We start from the raw sequence: 846 nt of genomic DNA on the forward strand, positions 1-846 counted from the left end.
ATTTAACCACTGCTTCTGTCCGTGCAGTGTGGGGAAACATATCGACCGACTGGATATACTGGAGGTCATAGACTTTTACTAGTTTAACTAAATCTCGTGCCAAGGTCGAAACATTGCAGGATACATAGACCATTTTTTCTGGAACATAGGTCAGAATGGTATCCAGTAGCTTATCATCTAAGCCTGTACGAGGAGGGTCGACTATCAGGGCATCTGCTCGGTAGCCTTCTTGATACCAGCGTGGAATAATCTCTTCTGCTGTTCCCGCTTCATAATGGGTATTGTCAAATCCCATTTTTTTAGCATTTCGCTTGGCATCTTCTATGGCTTCTGGAATAATATCCATTCCTCTGAGACTCTTGACCTTCTTTGCGAAGGCAAATCCGATCGTCCCAACACCGCAATATGCATCGATTAGATGGTCTTCTTTGCTGACATCCAGAGCCTTAATTGCTTCACTATAGAGAATTTCTGTCTGCTCCGGATTAAGTTGATAAAAAGCTCGGGGCGAGAGAGAAAACTCATAGTCCAGTACTCCTTCTTGAATGCTCTTTTGGCCCCAGATAATTTCCGTCTTTTCACCATAGATTTCACTTGTTTTTGCTGTATTTGTATTGACTGCAACTGTGACAACTTCTGGAGAATCTTTAACTAAGTCTCTTACCAGCTGGGTTAAATTAAGCTGGCGATTCGTGACAATGATTATCTGAACTTGCCCCGTTTTTCTTGCTCTTCGTACCATGATCGTGCGAACACCGAGCGTTTTTCTCTCATCTGTAATTGGAATTTGGTGGTAAGTAAGAAGTTCAGCTAGGCGATTCGCAATCACTTGGGTTTCCTTATCTT

The 846-nt window shown here is 42.7% G+C and carries 1 protein-coding gene; it reads right to left on the reverse strand.

The genetic code is table 11. From position 1 onward, the window contains the following. A partial coding sequence (gene rlmD / locus GMD4S_RS09605) for a 23S rRNA (uracil(1939)-C(5))-methyltransferase RlmD (RefSeq protein ID WP_000001655.1) occupies window positions 1-846 on the reverse strand: 846 nt, incomplete at both ends.

The sequence above is a fragment of the Streptococcus sp. GMD4S genome (assembly GCF_000296955.1).